At 60.5% G+C, this 14,915-nt stretch carries 18 protein-coding genes; 5 read left to right on the top strand and 13 right to left on the bottom strand.

The window, feature by feature from the left end; all coding sequences use genetic code 11:
* Window positions 1-4 precede the first annotated feature (4 nt).
* From nagZ to hinT, 5 genes are read right to left on the bottom strand one after another with little or no spacing between them, the layout of a single operon-like run.
* A complete protein-coding gene (gene nagZ / locus ACTJJ6_RS02230; RefSeq protein ID WP_016928173.1) occupies window positions 5-1,024 on the bottom strand; it encodes a beta-N-acetylhexosaminidase in 1,020 nt (339 codons plus the stop codon).
* 37 nt (window positions 1,025-1,061) lie between these two features.
* Window positions 1,062-1,928, bottom strand: a complete 867-nt coding sequence (gene thiK / locus ACTJJ6_RS02225; RefSeq protein WP_440801896.1) for a thiamine kinase — start codon at window positions 1,926-1,928, stop codon at window positions 1,062-1,064.
* A complete protein-coding gene (gene lpoB, locus ACTJJ6_RS02220) occupies window positions 1,909-2,499 on the bottom strand; it encodes a penicillin-binding protein activator LpoB (protein ID WP_004928784.1) in 591 nt (196 codons plus the stop codon). Before lpoB ends, thiK begins: the two co-directional genes overlap by 20 nt.
* A 26-nt stretch (window positions 2,500-2,525) precedes the next feature.
* Entirely contained in the window at window positions 2,526-2,915 is a 390-nt protein-coding gene (locus tag ACTJJ6_RS02215) for a YcfL family protein (protein WP_016928175.1), read from the bottom strand.
* Window positions 2,916-2,926: 11 nt separating this feature from the next.
* Window positions 2,927-3,277, bottom strand: coding sequence for a purine nucleoside phosphoramidase (gene hinT / locus ACTJJ6_RS02210; RefSeq protein WP_004928776.1), 351 nt, complete (start codon window positions 3,275-3,277; stop codon window positions 2,927-2,929).
* A gap of 221 nt (window positions 3,278-3,498) precedes the next feature.
* Between hinT and ACTJJ6_RS02205 the strand changes: the two genes are divergently transcribed.
* The gene (locus ACTJJ6_RS02205) at window positions 3,499-4,404 is read left to right on the top strand and encodes an ABC transporter substrate-binding protein (RefSeq protein WP_016928176.1); all 906 of its coding nucleotides are present in this window, start codon (window positions 3,499-3,501) and stop codon (window positions 4,402-4,404) included.
* Here the strand turns inward: ACTJJ6_RS02205 and ACTJJ6_RS02200 are convergent.
* Window positions 4,401-4,778, bottom strand: coding sequence for a winged helix-turn-helix transcriptional regulator (locus tag ACTJJ6_RS02200; RefSeq protein ID WP_440801892.1), 378 nt, complete (start codon window positions 4,776-4,778; stop codon window positions 4,401-4,403). The two genes, ACTJJ6_RS02205 and ACTJJ6_RS02200, sit on opposite strands and share 4 nt — an antisense overlap.
* A gap of 99 nt (window positions 4,779-4,877) precedes the next feature.
* On the opposite strand from ACTJJ6_RS02200, the gene ACTJJ6_RS02195 reads away from it, so the two are divergent.
* Both ACTJJ6_RS02195 and ACTJJ6_RS02190 read left to right on the top strand, forming a co-directional pair.
* The gene (locus ACTJJ6_RS02195) at window positions 4,878-5,627 is read left to right on the top strand and encodes an SDR family oxidoreductase (RefSeq protein WP_049300615.1); all 750 of its coding nucleotides are present in this window, start codon (window positions 4,878-4,880) and stop codon (window positions 5,625-5,627) included.
* A 143-nt stretch (window positions 5,628-5,770) separates the two neighbouring features.
* The gene (locus ACTJJ6_RS02190; RefSeq protein WP_075205922.1) at window positions 5,771-6,337 is read left to right on the top strand and encodes an SH3 domain-containing protein; all 567 of its coding nucleotides are present in this window, start codon (window positions 5,771-5,773) and stop codon (window positions 6,335-6,337) included.
* Window positions 6,338-6,374: 37 nt separating this feature from the next.
* Here the strand turns inward: ACTJJ6_RS02190 and ACTJJ6_RS02185 are convergent, their stop codons facing one another.
* A complete protein-coding gene (locus ACTJJ6_RS02185) occupies window positions 6,375-7,679 on the bottom strand; it encodes an Nramp family divalent metal transporter (RefSeq protein WP_049300614.1) in 1,305 nt (434 codons plus the stop codon).
* Window positions 7,680-7,909: 230 nt separating this feature from the next.
* On the opposite strand from ACTJJ6_RS02185, the gene mntR reads away from it, so the two are divergent.
* Window positions 7,910-8,380 carry a manganese-binding transcriptional regulator MntR gene (gene mntR, locus ACTJJ6_RS02180; RefSeq protein WP_016928182.1) on the top strand — a complete coding sequence of 157 codons (471 nt, stop codon included), beginning with the start codon at window positions 7,910-7,912 and terminating at the stop codon, window positions 8,378-8,380.
* A gap of 14 nt (window positions 8,381-8,394) precedes the next feature.
* Complete coding sequence (locus ACTJJ6_RS02175) at window positions 8,395-8,760, top strand: DUF4180 domain-containing protein (protein ID WP_079449376.1); 366 nt, start codon at window positions 8,395-8,397, stop codon at window positions 8,758-8,760.
* 56 nt (window positions 8,761-8,816) lie between these two features.
* Here ACTJJ6_RS02175 and ptsG read toward each other — a convergent pair whose 3' ends face one another.
* The 6 genes from ptsG to pabC all read right to left on the bottom strand — a co-directional run bounded on the left by ptsG (window position 8,817) and on the right by pabC (window position 14,860).
* Window positions 8,817-10,250, bottom strand: a complete 1,434-nt coding sequence (ptsG, locus tag ACTJJ6_RS02170; protein WP_016928184.1) for a PTS glucose transporter subunit IIBC — start codon at window positions 10,248-10,250, stop codon at window positions 8,817-8,819.
* Window positions 10,251-10,592: 342 nt separating this feature from the next.
* A complete protein-coding gene (locus ACTJJ6_RS02165) occupies window positions 10,593-11,369 on the bottom strand; it encodes a metal-dependent hydrolase (RefSeq protein ID WP_016928186.1) in 777 nt (258 codons plus the stop codon).
* A gap of 19 nt (window positions 11,370-11,388) precedes the next feature.
* Complete coding sequence (gene holB / locus ACTJJ6_RS02160) at window positions 11,389-12,396, bottom strand: DNA polymerase III subunit delta' (RefSeq protein ID WP_440801886.1); 1,008 nt, start codon at window positions 12,394-12,396, stop codon at window positions 11,389-11,391.
* Window positions 12,396-13,034 carry a dTMP kinase gene (gene tmk, locus ACTJJ6_RS02155; RefSeq protein ID WP_016928188.1) on the bottom strand — a complete coding sequence of 213 codons (639 nt, stop codon included), beginning with the start codon at window positions 13,032-13,034 and terminating at the stop codon, window positions 12,396-12,398. Before tmk ends, holB begins: the two co-directional genes overlap by 1 nt.
* Complete coding sequence (gene mltG / locus ACTJJ6_RS02150; RefSeq protein ID WP_440801883.1) at window positions 13,024-14,049, bottom strand: endolytic transglycosylase MltG; 1,026 nt, start codon at window positions 14,047-14,049, stop codon at window positions 13,024-13,026. The genes tmk and mltG overlap by 11 nt, the downstream gene beginning before the upstream one ends.
* A 13-nt stretch (window positions 14,050-14,062) precedes the next feature.
* Window positions 14,063-14,860: an aminodeoxychorismate lyase gene (pabC, locus tag ACTJJ6_RS02145; protein ID WP_016928190.1), complete on the bottom strand. Its 798-nt coding sequence runs from the start codon at window positions 14,858-14,860 to the stop codon at window positions 14,063-14,065.
* Window positions 14,861-14,915: the final 55 nt, after the last annotated feature.

The raw sequence follows: 14,915 nt of genomic DNA, 5'->3' as shown, positions 1-14,915 counted from the left end.
GGATTCACCCTTGCGAACGCTGCTTGTGCTCCTCCCAGCGCTCGCTCAGCGCGCTGAGCGCCTTGTGCGCCTGCTGCCAGCGCTCGGAGTCGCGCAGTTCCTGACGGGTGAACTGACCGCGATGATATAACCGCTTCACCTTCTCTGCTTTGACCGGGGACAGGTTATCCAACACGCTGACCGCGCCTTCGCGGTGGTTGCACACCAGGATCATGTCGCAACCGGCATCCAGCGCCGCCTGGCCGCGTTCGGCATAGCTGCCCATGATGGCGGCGCCTTCCATCGACAGATCGTCGGAGAAAATCACGCCGTCGAAGCCCAGCTCCTGACGCAGGATCTGCTGCAGCCAGTACGGCGAGCCACTGGCCGGACGCGGGTCCGCTTCAGTATAGATGACGTGGGCCGGCATGACGGCGTCCAACAGCTGGCGGTTGATCAGCTCGCGGAAGATCGCCATGTCGTGCTCGCGGATCTGCGCCAGCGGCCGCGGATCGCGCGGGGTTTCCTTGTGCGAATCGGCGCTGACGGCGCCGTGCCCCGGGAAGTGTTTGCCGGTGGTTTTCATGCCGGCGCTGTGCATGCCGAGGATGAAGCGTTCCGCCATCGCCAACGCCTGCGGCGGATCGCTGTGGAACGAACGCTCGCCGATCGCCGCGCTGCCGTGGCCGATGTCCAGCACCGGCGCAAAGCTGATGTCGATATCCTGCGCGATCATTTCCGCCGCCATCAGCCAGCCTGCCTCCTGCGCCAGACGGCCGCCTTCCTGCGCATCGTGCAACGCGGCAAACGACTGCGCCGCAGGCAGACGGGTGAAGCCCTCGCGGAAGCGCTGCACGCGCCCGCCTTCCTGATCTACCGCCACCACCAGCCGATCGTGCGATTCGGCGCGGATCTGGCGCACCAGCTCACGCAGCTGCTCCGCATCGTGGAAGTTGCGGGTAAACAAGATCAATCCGCCAACCAGCGGGTGTTTCAATATTTCGCGTTCTTCTGCATCCAGCTCGTAGCCGGCGACATCTAGCATTACTGGGCCCACGGGCACCTCACTTCATTGTGTTCGTTCAGAATTCGGATGGTGATAAACAGAATCGCCGGCGCAGCGCAGCGCCCCAGCGCAAAAATTCAACGTCGCCGCTCTGCTGCCAGCGCACTTCAAACCACAGCAGCATCAGATAATCCACCCACGGCAGCCAACGGCGCACCTGTGCCTGCAGCCGGGCGATGTCGTGATAATCCTGACGCGCGTAGTGCTGCAAAAAGCGCTGCTGCTGTTCGGCCGACCAGCCGTTGCTGCGAAACAGCGCGGCGATATCCAGCGCCACATCACCGTCGGCGGCATACTCCCAGTCGATCAGCCGCAGCCCTTCGCCGGTGGCGAGCAGATTGCCCGGATGGATATCCATGTGCAGCGGCGCCAGACGCAGCGGCCGTGGCAAGGCGCTGCGTAAAAAATGACGCTGCAGGCGCAGCCAGGCGGGGGTTAAACGCCGCGTATCCAGCTGCTGCCAGTAGCGGAGGAACTGCCGCCGCAGATCCAGCCGGTAACCGCTGAGCGGCCGCCGATGCAGCGTCGCCACCATCGCCGCCAGCTCGCCGCGCTGATTCAGCGCGTCAAACTCGGCAATTGTGACGACGTCACCTTCAAGCCATTCGAGGATAAGCCACTGATTATTCTGCGCGAAAACCCGTGGCCCCAGCCCCGGCGCGCAGCGACGCAAGACCTGCGCTTCCCGCCGCCTGCTCACGCCCAGCGCGCGTTTCTCCGCGCTGTGTTGCCGCGCCAGCAGCGTAATGCCCGCGCCGTCGATACGCCAGCTCTCGCCGGTCAGCCCCTGCACCGGGCTGAAATGACAACCGGCGGTATTCACCGCCGGCAGTCTGGTTTCCATCAATCGTCGCAGCGCGGCCTCAGCGTTTAACTGCGCCATTGCCCGACCAGACGATCTCGCCGGTTTGCACCAGCATCAGCTGCATATCCAGCGCCGGCGACTTCACGTCGCCGCTGACATCGCTGTACAGCACGTACTGCGCGCCGACGATGCGCGCCAGGCCAATCGCCTTGCTGCGCGAGCCGAAGCTGTCATCCGCCGACAGGCCCAGCGTTTGTCTGGCGCTGGTCAGCTTCGCTTCCGGCACCACGCTGAAGGTGGAGTTCGACGCCAGCGCCTTATACAGCGCCGCGGTGGCTTTGCCCATCTGCAGCGAACCGTTGGTGTTGTTCTTGACGCTGTCCAGCAGCAGCACGCTGCCGGCCGTGACGCCATCGGCCTTCAACATCTGCCCCACCAGCGGCTGAACGCTGCCCAGCCAGTCGAGCTGCTGGATTTTCGGCGGCTGCGGCACCGGCTCGGTAGTTGGCGGCTGCGGCTGCTCGACCGGCGGCGTCGGCTGATCCGGCTCGACGGTGACCGGCGGCAGCGGTTGTTCCGGCTCAGGCGGGCGCGACAGACAGCCGCTCAGGGTGAATGCGGCCAGCGCCACTAAGACGTACTTTTTCATGCTTTTTCTCCAAACCTGGCAAGCGCTTACAGGTACAGATACAGACGCGCGCTTTTAGCGTCCAGATTGCCGTTAATCGAGTAGATTTTGGCGTCCGAGTTGGGCGCCACCACGATCTCGCGCGGTTTCTCGAAGGGGCGAATATCCAGTCCCTGCGCGTCGTACCAATAGAAACGGTAATGTACGGTGACCGGCGTCGGCTGACTGTTATTGAGCACCGAGGTTGCCATCACCCGCCCGGAAGCGTTCGAAATCGAGGGCGTATCGGCCAGAATGCCGGCGGTCAGCACCGAAGGATCCATCACCACCGTCTGCCCTTGGTTGACCGCGATGCCGGGCGGTGAGCTGCATCCCATCAACAACGCGGCGGGCAGCGCCAACGCCATCAGACCACGCAGAGTTTTTTTACCGCGCATGATTTCCTCGCTTAACGTGACAACAGCGGCCCCAGCGAGCGGCCACCGACCAGGTGCATATGAATATGATAGACCTCCTGACCGGCGTGGCGATTGCAGTTGACGATCAGGCGGTAGCCGTCCTCGGCGATGCCTTCCTGTTCGGCGATTTTCGCCGCGGCGGTGATCATGCGGCCCAGCGCGGCTTCGTGCTCCACGGTCACGTCGTTGACGGTTGGGATCAGCACGTTGGGAACGATCAGCACATGGGTGGGCGCCTGGGGGGAGATGTCACGGAAAGCGGTCACCAGTTCATCCTGGTAAACCACATCAGCAGGGATTTCGCGGCGGATAATTTTACTGAAAATCGTTTCTTCGGCCATCTGGCGTTCCTTGTTTTACACAATTAGCTGTACGCAGTATGAGTGACAAATTCTACTGCTTTCAACCTGATTGCGCACTTTCCACGTCGAGTGCTGCAGATTCGCGCAGCCCGGCCCCCCGCTTGTGCATCTTTTCACTTTGGTTATTCACTATTGTTGCTTTACTTGCCCCGCACCGCCGCCAATAGTAACCCCATGATTAACAAAGGATAGAGGGCGTTATGTTACCGAGGATTCCGGCGCTGTGCGCGCTGTTGCTGAGCGCCGCCGTGCAGGCGGCCCCGTCGGGCGGTATCGATCTGCAGGCTAATCGACAGCCGATACGCGCAGAGAAGAACCCCGCCGCTATCGCGCTGATTCCGGCGAACTTTCACTTCGCGGTGCCCGGCAAGCTGACGGTGGCGGTGGCATTCGAGAACTCCCCGCCGCTGGCGCTGTTCGCCGAAGACAATAAAACGCTGATCGGCAGCGATCCGGACATCGCCCGCCTGGTGGCCGACAGCCTCGGGCTGGAGCTGAATCTGGTGCCCACCTCCTGGGAAGATTGGCCGCTTGGCATCAGCGCGGGCAAATACGATGCGGCGATCTTCAACATCGCCGTCACCAAACAGCGTAAAACCAAATTCGACTTCGCCACTTACCGAGTGGACACGCTGGGCTTTTACGTCAAATCCACCAGCAACATCACCGCGATCAACCGGCCGCAGGACGTCGCCGGTCTGCGGATCATCGTCGGATCCGGCACCAATCAGGAAAACATTCTGCTGGGATGGGATAAGCAGAATCGCGCCGCCGGGCTGCCGCCGGTGCAGCCGATCTACGTGACCGACGACGCCGCCACCAACCTCAGCATTCAGTCCGGGCGCGCCGATGCGTTCTTCGGCCCCCACTCTACCGGCGCCTACAAGGCGGCGCTGACCGGCAAAACCAAAATGGTCGGCATCGGCCCCAACGTGGCCTATGTCGCGGTCACCACCAAAAAAGGCAACGGGTTGGTGAACGCCGTCAACGCCGCCATCAACGGCGTCATCGTCAGCGGTGAATACGCGCAGGTGCTGGAACGCTGGGGCGAAGGCGACGAAAAGGTCGAGCGCTCCGCCATCAATCCGCCGGGCATCGGCGACTAGCCGCCGATCAGCTGCGGCGCATGTCGGCGCATCCACTCGGCCAGCGAGTCCAACGTTGGCCGCAGCGATTTGCCCAGCGCGGTGACCTGATACTCCACTCGCGGCGGCACTTCGGGAAACACCTGTCGCGTCACCAGACCGCGCTGTTCGAACAGCCGCAGCTGGCGCGTCAGCTCTTTTTGCGCAATGGGCGCCACCGCCCGCTGCAGCTCGCTGAATCGTACCGGGCCATCGATTATGATCAGCCGGTACAAGATCGGTATCGCCCATTTGCCCGACACCAGATTGACGAAGTCCACCATCGGGCAAGGTTCACCCGCCGTCGGCAACGCCGCCAAATTATTTTCCGCCGCTAAGGGCGCTTGCGTCGTCATTTCATCCCACCTCGTCCATTAGTATCCAAAAGGTGCCTACTATGCAAAAGTAACTATAGCGCAAATAATGCCGAAACTGACGCTAAAGAGGAATCGGTTATGTCACGACTGCAAGGCAAATACGCATTGATCACCGGCGGCACCAGCGGCATCGGGTTGGAAACCGCCCGCCAGTTCATCGCCGAGGGCGCTTTGGTTGCGATCACCGGCCGCAGCCAACGCGCCCTGGACGCGGCGGGCCAGGCATTGGCGGGCAACGCGCTGCTGCTGCTGAGCGACGCCGGCGACCTCCCACAACAGCGCGCGCTGGCGCAGCAGTTGGAGCAACGGTGGCCGCGGCTGGACGTGCTGTACGTTAACGCCGGCGATGTCACGCACCGCCCGCTGCAGGAATGGGATGAACAGAGCTACCAGCGGCTGATGGACATCAACCTCAAGGGACCGTTCTTTCTGATCCAGGCGCTGCTGCCGCTGCTGGCCAACCCTTCTTCGGTGATCCTGTGCGGTTCGGTCAGCGCCCATATCGGCCTGCCGCAGAGCAGCGCCTACGCCGCCAGCAAAGCCGGTTTGTTATCTTTGGCCAGAACGCTCTCCGGCGAGCTGCACGCGCGCGGCATTCGCGTCAACGGCCTCAGCCCCGGCCCGACCGAAACCCCGGCGCTGGGTAAGCTGGGGCTGGCGGAAGCGGATGAGCAGGCATTGCGCGACGATATCCGCGCGCTGGTGCCGATCGGCCGCATGGGCAGCGCGCTGGAACTGGCCAAAGCGGCGGTGTTTCTGGCTGCGGACGAGTCGGCATTTATGGTCGGCGCGGAGCTGCAAATGGACGGCGGCGTGGGGAATATTTAGCGTCTAATTCTGCATTCAAGGGGCTTTATGCCCCTTTTAAATCAACCTCACTTCCATAAACAGACTGATTGATTCCTCAATTGCAAAAACATTGAGCTCACACTACCCTTGGATATAATTATTTCGAATACGAAGATATTTTTATGGGAAATAAACGAAAGGATACGGCCATTGGGGGCGTAATTATTTTATTAGCAATAATAGGCTTCCTGTTTCACTCATCGGAAAGAAAACAATCTGCCGTAACAGCCCCCTATTCAACCGCCACTTCTGATACAAGTCGCCAAACGCAGTCGGTAGCCGCTGTTTATCCGGCACAGGTTAACGAAGACTCATCCGTCAAGAAATTTGTCAACACCGATAAACTTAACGTACGCGCATCGCCCAATGGAAAAGTCATAGGTTCAGTCAACCGCGGCGAACGAATAACCGTCTATCAGGAAAAGGCTAATTGGATCAGGATATCGCAGAAAAAAGAAAAACCACGGTGGGTATCAGCAAAATCCCTTTGCGATTATGCAGAGTGTTATATAAAACCTACAATAAAAAATTCGGTTAAGGCACCAACCAAACCGACTCCCCCAGTAAGAAAAGCGCCTCAAAATTCATCCATTGGCTCTTGCCCCTGCTCTTCTGGGAACATTTGTATTGGTCCCAGAGGCGGCAGATACTGTATCACTTCCGGCGGTAATAAAAGGTATGGCGTTTAGCCATTATTCCAACATCAAGTCCCCAGATTGACTTACCTCACCCCAGTCCAGGGATATCGACGCCGAAAGTCTGCAGCAGCAACACCCCGTTGAGCAGCACGATCACCACCGTGCCGACCACCGCCGCCAGACTGGTCCAGCGACCGTTGGCGAACTCGCCCATGATGTCGCGGCGACGGGTGAACATTACCAGCGCGATCATCGGCGCCGGCAGCGCCAGGCTCAGCACCACCTGGCTGTAGACCAGCGCGTCGGTGGCGTTGACGCCCATCGCCACCACGATGAACGCCGGCACCATGGTGACCAGACGGCGCACCCACACCGGGATACGGAAACCGACGAAGCCCTGCATGATCATTTGCCCGGCCATGGTGCCCACCACCGAGCTGGAAATGCCGGAGGCGATCAGCGACGCAAGGAAGATGCCGGCCGCCGCCGCGCCGAACAGCGGCGTCAGCGTATGGTAGGCGGTGCCAATTTCGGCCACGTCGCTGTTACCGGCGTGGAAGGCGCTCGAGGCCATGATCACCATCGCAATATTCACCAGCCCGGCCAGCGCCAGCGCGATCACCACTTCAATATTGGAAAAACGCAGCAGCTTGCGCCGCTCGCCGTTATCGCTGGCCGGGCTGCGGTGCTGGGTCAATCCCGAGTGCAGGAAAATGGCGTGCGGCATCACGGTGGCGCCGATAATGCCGACGGCGATGGTCAGCGCCTGGGCATCCGGCAACTGCGGCGTCACCATGCCGATGCCGGCCGACTGCCAGTTCACCGGCACGATGAACATCTCCACCAGATAACACAGCGCGATGATGCCCACCAGGCCGCCGATCATCAGCTCGACCGGGCGGAAACCTTTCTTTTCCACCATCAACAGCGCATAGGTGATCACCGCCGTCACCCCCATCCCCGCCAGTAGCGGCATATGGAACAGCAGCGCCAGCGCAATCGCCCCACCGAGAAACTCCGCCAAATCGGTGGCCATCGCCGCCACTTCGCTGAGCAGCCACATGCCGATCACCACCGGCCGTGAAAACTGGTCGCGGCACATTTCCGCCAGATTGCGGTTGGTGACGATGCCCAGTTTGGCCGACAGCGCCTGAAACAGCATGGCGATCAGGTTGGCCATCACCACCACCCACAGCAGGCTGTAGCCGTATTTCGCCCCGGCCTGAATGTTGGTGGCGAAATTACCGGGGTCCATATAGGCGATCGAGGCAATCACCGCCGGGCCGGCGAACAGCAACGGCGTAAATGCGCCGCGCTTGCGTCCGGCAAGGGCGGCGCCAATCGCGATGTTGGTCCGTTCGGTTAACGATGAGGGAGTAGCCGCGTCTCGCATGAAGTACCCTTAATCTTTTGCTGGTTATTTTTCCACCGATCATGCTGACAATGTAGCATCGGCTACACTTTATGCAACAGGCGAAATTAATGGGCTTTGTGTAGAGATATTTCTAACTACCACAATGCGTGGCATCGAATTGATAATGTGTGCTATTTGGACTAACTTAGGGCAACCCTCCCCGCATTGCCGGGAGACGCCATTTTTATGCTTACAGGACGCCCTACGCTATGGTTACCCGCGCGCCAGATAACGCCGACCGCCACGCCCAGACCGACATGCCGGACGAGGCCGAGCACGCCCTGCGTTTTAGCCGCGCCCGCGAAGCGCAGTCCAATGCGCTGATCGAAGATTACGTTGAGCTGATCGCCGATTTGCTGCAAAGCACCCGCGAAGCCAGAACCACCGATATCGCGCGCCGCTTCGGCGTCTCTCACCCGACGGCGATCAAAAATATCGCGCGGCTCAAAAGCGCCGGGCTGGTGGAGTCGCGCCCTTATCGCGGGGTGTTTTTAACCGAGGAAGGCGAGCAGCTGGCGCAGAAGGTGCGCCGCCGTCACCGCATCGTGGTCGATCTGCTGATGTGCCTCGGGGTGCCGAGCGAAACCGCCGAGCTGGACAGCGAAGGGATTGAACACCATATCTCGGACGAAACGCTGGCGGTGTTCGAGCATTACCTGCAAAAACATGCCAAACCCTGACTCCCGGAGCGCCGATGAGCTACGCCGTGCAGCAAGTCTACGATCTGTGCCTGGTGGTTTTCGCCGAAGCCGGGCCGATGTTGAAAGACGAAAACGACGTCAGCTTGTTTATCGCGCCCGCCTTTGAACACGAGGCCGGGATGATTGCCCTCCCCATCAACCGCCTCGACGCCACCTTTTTCCAGCTCAAAAGCGGCATTGCCGGCGCCGTATTGCAGAAATTCATCAACTACCACCTGCGCGTGACGCTGCTGGGCGATATCACCCCTTGGTTAGCGCAAAGCAACGCGCTGCAAGATTTCGTTCGCGAAGCCAATCGCGGCGAACAGGTCTGGTTCCTTCCTTCTCTCGCCGAACTCGAACAGCGCCTTGGCGCCTGACGACAGGCAATAAAAAAGGGAGGCTTGCGCCTCCCTTGATAACTCCCCTGCCTGAATCAATGATTACGGATGTATTCGTCCATATCGGTTTTCAGGTTGTCGGACTTGGTGCCGAAGATGGCCTGCACGCCGGAGCCAGCGACGACTACGCCGGCTGCGCCCAGTTTCTTCAGGCCCGCCTGGTCGACTTTGGACACGTCGGCCACGCTGACGCGCAGACGGGTGATGCAAGCATCCAGGTTAGTGATGTTTTCTTTACCGCCGAAGGCCTGAACCAGCGCCGCGGACATTTCGGAACCGCCCTGCGCAGTCTGCTCGGCAGCGGTGTCTTCACGGCCAGGGGTTTTCAGATCCAGCTTGGCGATCAGCACGCGGAAGATGGTGTAGTACACCAGACCGTAGACGATGCCGACGATTGGGAACAGCCAGATTTTGCTGCTGTTGCCGCTCAGTACGATAAAGTCGATCAGGCCGTGCGAGAAGCTGGTGCCGTCACGCATGCCCAACAGGATGCAGATTGGGAACGCCAGACCGGCCAGGATAGCGTGGATCACGTACAGGATCGGCGCGACGAACATGAAGGAGAACTCGATCGGCTCGGTGATACCGGTCAGGAACGAGGTCAGCGCGGCGGAGATCATGATACCGCCGACTTTCGCGCGGTTTTCCGGCTTGGCCGAGTGCCAGATGGCGATGGCCGCAGCAGGCAGACCATACATTTTGAACAGGAAGCCGCCGGACAGTTTGCCCGCGGTTGGGTCACCCGCCATGTAGCGAGGGATGTCGCCGTGGAACACCTGGCCCGCCGCGTTGGTGAATTCACCGATTTGCATTTGGAACGGCACGTTCCAGATGTGGTGCAGACCGAACGGCACCAGAGCACGCTCAACCACGCCGTAAATGCCGAAGGCCACGACCGGGTTCTGATAAGCCGCCCACTGCGAGAAGGTCTGGATAGCTGTACCGATCGGCGGCCAGATGAAGGACAGCACTACGCCCAGAACGATCGCCGCCAGACCGGAAATGATCGGCACGAAACGCTTACCAGCAAAGAAGCCCAGGTATTCCGGCAGTTGAATGCGGAAGAAGCGGTTGAACATATAGGCCGCGATGGCGCCGGAGATAATCCCCCCGAGCACGCCGGTATCCGCCAGGTGTTTGGCCGCAATCTCTTCAGCCGGCAGGTGCAGCACCAGCGGCGCAACCACCGCCATGGTTTTCACCATGATGCCGTAGGCCACCACCGCCGCCAGCGCGGAAACGCCGTCGTTGTTGGTGAAGCCCAAGGCGACGCCGATGGCGAAAATCAGCGGCATATTGGCGAAGACCGAACCGCCCGCTTCCGCCATCACGTGGGAGACTACCGCAGGTAGCCAGCTAAAGTTGGCGGAGCCGACGCCCAGCAGGATACCTGCGATAGGCAACACGGACACCGGCAGCATGAGCGATTTACCTACTTTTTGCAGGTTTGCAAATGCGTTCTTGAACATAGTTGAGTGTGCTCCTGAGTAATAATGCTTTGCTACTTCTTGTCGCGATGATTCGCGCTGCAAGGGGGGGAGAAAAACCCCTGCAATTCAGGGTGTCTGAGCACCCCTTGAATTTATTACGCAGAGTAAAATAAATAGCCTGCGCAATGTTTGATGACAATCACGTTTCGATGATCGAGCCGCGCAACTTTGCAAAAATCGGCGTTTTTTTGGCAAAACAGAGCAAAAAACGCGCGCCAACCACCTTGAAACGGGAGGGAACCTTACCCGTTTCAGTGATTAATTACGAGCTTAAAAAAAATTACGCAGACAATGACCTACAGCTATAGCCTAGGTCAAAGATCACAGTTCGAGGTGAAATAAGCGTGAAAAGTTGGCGGTGGTGGCTTCGGCCAGTTGTTCCAGGCTAACGCCCTTCAATACCGCCATGTATTCAGCCACATCACGCACATAGGCGGGTTGGTTTTCTTTGCCGCGATGCGGCACCGGCGCCAGGTACGGCGAGTCGGTTTCCACCAAAATGCGATCCAGCGGCACATAACGCGCCACTTCGCGCAGCTGTTCGGCATTGCGGAAGGTGACGATACCGGAGAAAGAGATGTAGAAGCCCAGATCCAACAGGGCTTCTGCCGTGGCCAGATCTTCGGTGAAGCAGTGCAGCACGCCGCCGCAGTCCTGTGCATTCTCTTCACGCAGGATCGCCAGCGTGTCCGCGCGCGCATCGCGGGTGTGGACGATCACCGGCTTGTTCAGATCCCGGCCAATGCGGATATGTTCGCGGAAAGAGTCCTGCTGCAGCTCAAGGTTGTCTTTCTGGTAGAAGTAATCGAGCCCGGTCTCTCCCAGCGCCACCACCTGCTCCGCCGCCGCCAGGCGACGCAGTTCGGCGTAATCATAACCCTCTTCCAGATTGAGCGGATGCACCCCGCACGAGAAGGCCACGTCGTTGCGCTCGCCGATCAGTTCGGTCATGGAACGGTAACCCGGCAACGTGGTGGCGACCGCCAGCACATAGCCGACGTCGCGCGCTTTGGCCTTGGCCAGCGCGTCGTCCACATTCTGGTGCAGCGTCTGATAATCCAGACTGTCAAGGTGGCAATGAGAATCGACTAACAACATAATGTTTAACTCTTTAACTTTACAACGAGTGAGGGTGGGAATAGCCGGCGGCGCCAAGCATCTGTTCCCAGCGAAGTAACTGTTCGGTCAGCAGCAGCTCGCGGTTGACGCCCACCACGCTGAGCAGCTGATGGCGGCAGTTCAACCACTGCTGCACGATCTGTTGCAGCGAGGCGCTGCTCAGCAGGCTGGCCAACTGATGCACCAGCGGCTGCTGATCCTGATTCAATACATAGTGATGCGCGCCCTGCTGCCACTTCATGGCGTCCACCAGCAGCGCGCACAGCCAGTGCAGGCGCTCGGCGACGTCTTCATGGTTCAGCGCCGGCAGCAGCGACAGCATATCGCGCTGCGGCAGCGCGGCACTCAAGGCGGCGCACAGCGCGCTGCGCTGCTGCCACTGCTGCGGCTGCAACAGCTGTTCGGCGGCCAGCGGCGCGCCGTCGTGCAGGCGCAGCGCCGTGAGGCGGTCCGTCTGAGAGCCGGCCGCCTGCCGGCTCAGCCACTGCAGGCTGAGTTGTTCATCCGGGCTGGCCAAATGCCAGTACAGGCAGCGGCTGCGCAACGTCGCCATCAGCCGCGACGGCTCACGGCAACCCAGCAGAAAATAGGTTTTCTCCGGCGGCTCTTCCAGCGTTTTCAACAGCGCGTTGGCCGCCGCCTCGGTCAGCTGTTCCGCCTGCGGCAGCCAAATCACCTTGGCGCCGCCCTGTTGAGCGTGAGCGTACAGCGTTTCAATCACCTGGCGAATCGGTTCGATACCCAGGCTGCTCTTGCCCTTTTCCGGCGCCAGCACATGATAATCCGGGTGGTTGCCCGCCAGCATCAGCCGGCAGCTGTGACACTCGCCACAGCTTTTTTCGCCGTTGCTCTGTTGGCAGATCAACCAGCGGCTCAAGCCGTAGGCCAGCGCATCGTCACCATTGCCCGCCGCCGCGTGCAGCAGCAGCGCATGATGGCCACGGCCCTCAGCGTACTGCCCAATCAGCTGGCGATAAGGGCCGTTCAGCCACGGGTACCAGTTCATTATGCGCCTTCCTGCTGCCGCAGCCAGTGGCCGACGCAGTCGCGGATCGCCGCGGTCACCTGCTCCAGCGGCTGGGCGGCGTCGACGGTGACGATGGTTTCATCCTGCGCCGCCAGCTCGAGATAGCGAGCGCGGGTGCGTTCGAAGAACGGCAGCGCCTCCTGTTCGATGCGATCCAACTGGCCGCGCGCCTGCGCGCGTTGCAGGCCGACCAGCGGCGGCAGATCGAGATAGACCGTCAAATCCGGGCGGAAATCCCCCAGCACGGTGTCGCGCAGCGAGGTCATCAACTGCGGATCCACACCGCGGCCGCCGCCCTGGTAAGCCTGTGAAGAGAGATCGTGGCGATCGCCCACCACCCAGGCGCCGCGCGCCAGGGCGGGTTTGATCACGGTTTCCACCAACTGCACGCGCGCAGCGTACAGCATCAAGACTTCGGCCTTGATGGTCGGCAATTCGCCGTCGATGCCGCGCTTGAACAGATCGCGCAGCTTCTCCGCCAGCGGCGTGCCGCCGGGTTCACGGGTGAAGACGATATCGTTGATGCCATGTTCACGCAGCACATTGACCACCGTATCGCGCGCGGTGGTTTTGCCCGCGCCTTCCAGCCCTTCAATTACAACGAATTTACTTTTCATTCTTTTCCTTTAACGCCTGACGGTACACGCGCACCGCCTGGTTATGGCTCGCCAGATTGGTGGTGAAGGTATGCCCACCCTTGCCGTCGGCGACAAAATAGAGATATGGCGTTTTGGCCGGATTGGCGGCCGCCTGCAACGAGGCCTCACCCGGCATGGCGATCGGCGTTGGCGGCAGGCCGGCGATCACATAGGTGTTGTAAGGCGTCGGCGTCTCCAGATCCTTGCGCGTGATGTTGCCATTATAGCTTTCGCCCATGCCGTAGATCACCGTCGGATCGGTCTGCAGACGCATGCCGATGCGCAAGCGGTTGACGAACACCGACGCCACCTTGCTGCGCTCTTCCGGCACGGCGGTCTCTTTCTCGACGATCGAAGCCATGGTCAGCAGCTCTTCCGGCTTTTTGTACGGCAGGCTGGTGTCGCGGCCGGCCCAAGCGGCCTGCAGCGCTTTGTTCATGCGCACATGCGCGCGTTTGAGCAGCGCGATGTCGCTCATGCCGGCGGTATACTGATAGGTATCCGGGTACAAATGTCCTTCCGGGATTTCTCCCGCAGGAATGCCGAGCGCAGCGGCGATCTCCGCTTCGCTCTTGCCCGCCAGGGTGTGTTTCAGGTATTTGGACTGCTGCAACACCTGCTGCCAGTCACGCAGGCGTGAGCCTTCGATAAAGCGTGCGGTGAACTGCGCCTCTTTGCCGCTGGCCAACAGTTTCAGCATCTGGCGCACCGTCATGCCCGGCGTGAACCGGTAGGTACCGGCTTTAAATTCCGCCAGCTCCGGCTCCAGCTTCAGCAGCCACTGGAACCAGCGGCCATTGTGCACCAATTTATCGCGCACCAGTAACCCTTCGAGCGCTACCCGGCCAGTGCCGGCCGGCAGTTTGAAGATGGTTTCTTGTTGGATAGCCAGTGGCGTATCGGCAAAGCGTTCGATCTTCTGGTAGCCCCAAAACAACAGCGCCAATACCAGAACAACAATAACAGACAGGACCTTCAGCTTTCTTTTCTTCATCAATTAGCCATGGTTAACAGTGTGGACGCAAAAAATCATACAGCTGACGTGAAGCATAACGCCATGATTGCGCAGCGTTTACCGGCAGCAACGGCATTAGCGCATTGCTCACCAGGACTTCGTCGGCATCGGCCAGCGTATCCAGCGGTTCACTGACGCAGTGCAGACGGTATTCCGAGCCCGCCAGCAGCGCGATCACTCGCCGCCGCATCAGGCCCGCGACGCCCGCCTGGCTCAGATCCGGGGTAAATACCGCTTTTCCCTTACGCCAGAACAAATTAGCCGCACAGCATTCCACCAGCATACCGGCAGTGTCAAGCACCAGCGCCTCGTCGGCGGCCGTCTGGTCAAGATGCGCGCGGATCAGCACCTGCTCCAGGCGGTTCAAATGCTTCAACCCCGCCAGCAGCGGATTGCGCGCCAGCGCCACCGGGCTGAGCGCAAGCGTAATGCCCTGCTCGCGCCACTGCAAATAGTGCGCAGGGTAGCTGCTGCGGGCCACGATGCGCGTCGGGTTTTCGCACCCGGTCGGGCTGTAACCCCGCCCGCCGCTGCCGCGCGTCAGTATCGCTTTGACCACGCCGAGCGGAATTGATTCGGCCGCCTGCGCCATCTCGCGCTCGAAAGCCGGCCAATCGGTGGAGGGCAGCATCAGCCGCTGCGCCGCTTGCTGCAGCCGCTCCAGATGCCAGGGCAGCAGCTCGATTTTACCGTCGATAACCCGGGCAGTCGTAAAACAGCCATCGCCGAACTGCAGGCCGCGATCGCTCGGCGCCAGCGCATCGTGGCGTTGTCCGTTAATCCAGTACATGCTTCCTCCTGTTGCCGGGTGATATCATTACGCTCGCAGAATAGCAGGCGGCGAG

It is taken from the genome of Serratia sp. 22278, assembly GCF_052045405.1.
Taxonomy (GTDB): domain Bacteria; phylum Pseudomonadota; class Gammaproteobacteria; order Enterobacterales; family Enterobacteriaceae; genus Serratia; species Serratia marcescens.
This window is presented reverse-complemented; position numbering and strand designations above follow the sequence as displayed.